The organism is Streptomyces prasinopilosus (assembly GCF_001419695.1).
In the GTDB taxonomy this organism is placed as follows: Bacteria; Actinomycetota; Actinomycetes; order Streptomycetales; family Streptomycetaceae; genus Streptomyces; species Streptomyces prasinopilosus.
Map to the genome: position 1 here is coordinate 1 of NZ_LIRG01000800.1, position 4,339 is coordinate 4,339.

4 protein-coding genes and 1 pseudogene are annotated in these 4,339 nt (G+C 72.3%); 2 read left to right on the forward strand and 3 right to left on the reverse strand.

The annotated features are described in order from the left end of the window. Both AOK18_RS34785 and AOK18_RS26660 read right to left on the reverse strand, forming a co-directional pair. Positions 1-169 (reverse strand): annotated as a pseudogene (locus AOK18_RS34785) (GNAT family N-acetyltransferase); the annotation flags it as partial. 70 nt (positions 170-239) lie between these two features. Next, positions 240-824 (reverse strand): flavin reductase family protein, encoded by a 585-nt coding sequence (locus tag AOK18_RS26660; RefSeq protein ID WP_055573612.1) that lies wholly within the window; start codon positions 822-824, stop codon positions 240-242. Positions 825-1,198: 374 nt separating this feature from the next. On the opposite strand from AOK18_RS26660, the gene cdgB reads away from it, so the two are divergent. Both cdgB and AOK18_RS26670 read left to right on the forward strand, forming a co-directional pair. Continuing rightward, the gene (gene cdgB / locus AOK18_RS26665; RefSeq protein WP_055573611.1) at positions 1,199-2,884 is read left to right on the forward strand and encodes a diguanylate cyclase CdgB; all 1,686 of its coding nucleotides are present in this window, start codon (positions 1,199-1,201) and stop codon (positions 2,882-2,884) included. A 153-nt stretch (positions 2,885-3,037) separates the two neighbouring features. After that, on the forward strand, positions 3,038-3,985 hold the full coding sequence (locus tag AOK18_RS26670; RefSeq protein ID WP_055573610.1) for a carbohydrate-binding protein: 948 nt from the start codon (positions 3,038-3,040) through the stop codon (positions 3,983-3,985). 30 nt (positions 3,986-4,015) lie between these two features. Here AOK18_RS26670 and AOK18_RS26675 read toward each other — a convergent pair. Further along, positions 4,016-4,339, reverse strand: a 324-nt coding sequence (locus AOK18_RS26675) for a PfkB family carbohydrate kinase (protein ID WP_240503323.1), incomplete at its 5' end; no start/stop codon positions are given.

Here is a 4,339-nt window from a genome sequence, read left to right on the forward strand (position 1 = left end):
TCGGAGCCAGTCGGAGCCAGGCGGGACCGGGGTGGACGTATGCCTCGGCGAGGGACTTCACGACCGGGGCGACCGCGAACTCCTGGCCGGGCCGGACGCGTATGCCGGGGGCGGCGTCGAGGTTTTCCGGGGTGATCTCTTCGGGGCGGGGAGTTGTGTTCTTTGTCACTCGGGTGGCGTAGGGACGCAATTCCCTTTCAAGGAAAGGAATTTCCGGTCCGTAGGGCACCGGGAAAGGCTCAGGAAAGGTGCCGGTAACGGCCCCGGAAGTAGGTCAGCGGGCCGCCGTCCGCGCTGCGTACGTCCGCCGCCAGGACGCGGCCGATCACCAGGGTGTGGTCGCCGGCCGGCACCCGCTGCTCGGTGCGGCACTCCAGGGTGGCGAGGGCGCCGCCGACCAGGGGGGCGCCGCTGTGCTCGCCCCGGACGTACGGGATGTCCTCGAAGAGCAGGCGGTCGCTGATCCGGCCCTTCATCGAGAAGCGGCCCGCGATGTGCCGCTGGCTCTCGGACAGGACCGACACCGACCACAGCGGCTGCTCGTCGAGCAGGTCGTCCATGCGGGAGCCCTCACGCAGGCTGACCAGCACCAACGGCGGATCCAGGGAGACCGACAGGAACGCGGTCGCGGTCATGCCGACGTCCTCGCCGGCCGGCGCCCGCGGGTCGTCCGGGTCCAGCGACGGCTCCTGCGCGGTCACCAGGACCACGCCGGAGGCCAGACGGGACATGGCTGCGCGGAACTCGTCGTCGCTCACCCCCTCAGCATGCCGGGCGGCGGGGACGGCGGTGATCGCGGACGGGGGTACGGGAGTGTTCAGCACACCGGGAACGCTAGTCTCCGCTCCATGCACCCCGCATCGGGCCTCCGCCCGAGGGGGGACCTAGGACCAGCGACGGACTCCCGCGCCCCACGCGCGCGAAACCGGCACCCACGGACCGAACCCTGTGGAAGGGGTGCGGAATTCGCATGCGGCGCATGCCACGCATCCGGCATATCCGGTGAACGGCCGGAGAAACCGCGGAAAGGTCTCTCAATTGTTCACGTTTGGTTGTGACTTGAGTCACAAGGGACGATAATTGTTGACCCTGTGTACCGAGTGGGCAGCGCGCTGTGATTCAGTGGCGGGGAGACTGCCAGGACGATACGCCGATGAGAACGCTTGATTCGCTGCGAGGTCCCGGGGGGAGGGTGAGCGTGGAGACCGAGTCGGAGCCCTATGTCCGCCTTGCTTCCCTGCGGCAGCTGCACCGGGGCATGGCCGACATGAACACGGCCCGCAGCCTGGCCGACACCCTCCAGACCGTCGCCGACGGCGCCGTCGACGCCCTGGGGTACGAACTGGCCTGCGTCAACCTCGTGCGCCCCGACGGCGACCTGGTCGTGGCCGCCCTGTCGGGCAACGCGGCCGCCGAGGCCCTCATCACCGGCCGGGTCGGCTCGCGCGAGTCCTGGGAGCGCCGCCTCTCCATGGGAGAGAACTGGGGCGACCTGATCTTCATACCGCACACCGAGGGCTGGGTCCTCGACGACGACGACGTCCCGCAGTGGTACACCGACGGGCCCGCCCCCCGCTTCGAGGACGAGTGGCACCCCGCCGACCGGCTCTTCGCCCCGATGTACGCCCCCGGCCCGCAGGGCGGCGGAGCCGGCGAACTGATCGGCGTGCTCTCCGTGGACCGCCCGCGCAACGGCCGGCTGCCCGGCGCCTGGGGCCGCGAAGCGCTCCAGATGTACGCCTTCCAGGCCGCCATCGCGATCAGCAACGCCCGGCTGCGCTCCAACATGCAGCGCGCCCTGGTCCGCCTGGAGCGCGAGCAGCAGGCCCTGCGCGCCAGCGAGGAGAGCTTCCGGCAGGCCTTCGAGTACGCCCCGTCCGGGATGGCCGTCGCGGAGATGGGCGGCGACCAGCACGGGCGCATCCTGCGCACCAACGACGCGCTGTGCCGGCTGCTCGGCCGGCCCGCCTCCGCGATGCGCCGCTACTCCTTCTCCGACCTCGTGCACCCCGAGGACATCGGCACCCTGCTGCGGACCTCCGCCGAGGGCGGCCGCGCCGAGCTGCGGCTGGCCCGCCGGGACGGCACCTACGTGTGGGTGTCCCTGCGCAACTCCGTGGTCGCCGACGCGGCCGACGGGCCGCGCTTCCTGCTCACCCACGTCGAGGACATCGAGGAGCGCAAGCGCCGCGAGCTGCACCTCGCCCACCGCGCCTCCCACGACTCCCTCACCGGCCTGCCGAACTCCGCGGAGCTGCGCGCCCGGCTCTCCGCCCGCCTGTGCCGGCAGCGCCCGTCGATGCTGCCCGCCGGCGGGGACGACGCCATGGCCGCCTTCGAGTCCTTCGGCTCCCAGGACGCCGCCCACGGCCCGCCCGCCTTCGATCGCGGCCACGACTTCGACTTCCCGCCCGAGGCCGAGGGGTTCGACGGGTACGACCACCACGTGCACGCCATCGCTCCCGCCGCGGACCACGACGACGGCGCCAAGGGCCTCGCGGTGCTCTTCTGCGACCTCGACGGCTTCAAGTCGATCAACGACCGGTTCGGGCACAACGCGGGCGACACGGTGCTCATCGAGGTCGCCCGCCGGCTCAGCGAAGGCGTCCGGGACGGCGACACCGTCGCCCGGCTCGGCGGCGACGAGTTCGTGATCCTCGCCAACGGGCTCGGCCGGGCCGACGCCCAGGACCTCGCCGTGCGGCTGCGCAACGAGATCATCCAGCCCATCCGGGCCGAGGGCCGGGCCGTGCGGGTCGGCGCCAGCTTCGGCATCGGATGGGCCCACTGCGGCATGACGGCGGACGAAGTGCTGAAGTCGGCCGACGAGCGGATGTACATCGAGAAACGATCTCGTCCCAAACAGCATCGGCGTGCGGGATGAACCGCAGCTCAGTGAGCTGATGCGGCCGCAGCCCCCCGCACGGGCCGTCGGGTGGGGGTCCCCCCGTTCGAGTAAATTCGACAGGGGGTGAGGGTAGGCTCGCCCTTCTCAGCACCCGTACCGCATCCGATCCGCAGCTAGGAGTACCAAGGGATGACGCCCGGCAACAACGGCGCGAGCACGCCCGAGGACGACGACCCGTTCGGCTACCTCTACGCCGACGGGCAGGCCAACGGAGCCCAGCCGCCGTCCGGGGGCTACGGCTACCCGAACTCGGTCAACCGGGTGCGGCCGGTCGGCACGCGTCAGTACGGCCAGCAGGGCGCCGCGGCGCAGGCGCCGCAGCAGCAGGGCACGTACGGCCAGCCGAACGCGAACTACGCGGCGCCGGAGACGCTGCCCGGCGCCCCCACCGTCTCGACGCCGTCCCCGGGCGGCCGGGGCGGTCACGGCGGCGGCCGGGGACGCGGCCCGAACACCAAGGGCCTGCTCATCGGCGCCGTCGCGGTGCTCGCCGCGGTGGTCATCGGCATCAGCGTGGCGATCATCAGCGGCGACGACGACGACGGCAAGGGCGGCGACGAGGCCGCCGCGTCGCCGACCCAGTCCCAGAGCACCGCCGAACCGAGCCCCTCGGCGAGCGGCGAGGACAAGGAAGAGGAAGCGGCCGAGCTGCCGACGATCGACGCGAAGGCGCTCCGCCTGGACGGCGGCGCGGCCCTGGCCTCGGACACCGAGGGCGCGCAGTCCGACGGCGGCATCTACGTGAAGGACCTCAACCAGCCGGGTGCCTCGGTCACCTGGACGGTCGACGGCATCCCGGAGGACGGCGCCTACACCGTCTTCGTGCGCTACAGCACCACCGACGACCCCCAGTCGATGACGCTCACGGTCAACGGCAAGGAGTTCGGCAACAAGCTGAACATGGACAACTTCGCCCGCGCCGAGAACGGCGACTTCGCCAAGGGCTGGACCCAGACCTTCGCCTGGCCCACCCTCAACAAGGGCACCAACACGCTCTCGGTCTCCTGCGCCGACGGCGACAAGTGCAACGTCCTGCTGGACCAGCTGTGGCTGAAGGAAGGCCAGGTCAAGAAGTAGGGGCGGGCCCGGACCGGCCGGCGGGGGCCGCTACGCGGCCTCGGCCTCGCTCGTGACCACGGTCCGGCGCAGCAGGTCCCCGTAGGCCGCCCGGTCGAACTCGCCGGCCGTCGGCGCCAGTACCGTCGCCGCCGACAGGGCGACCGCCCGGGCGAGGCGGTCCGGCCACGGCAGGTGTTCCACCAGGCCCGACAGCAGGCCCGCGACCAGGGAGTCGCCGGCGCCGGTCGGGTTGCCGCGGAGGCGGGCCGGCGGGGTGACGCGCCAGTTCCCCTCGGGGGTCACCGCGAGGACGCCGTCCGGGCCCAGGGAGGCCACCACCGTGCCGGCGCCGCGGCGCCGGCACGGTGGTGG

Excerpts from the sequence above, each read along its gene's own strand:
- AOK18_RS26670 (WP_055573610.1), top strand. The coding sequence starts at position 3,038 with ATGACGCCCGGCAACAACGGCGCGAGCACGCCCGAGGACGACGACCCG.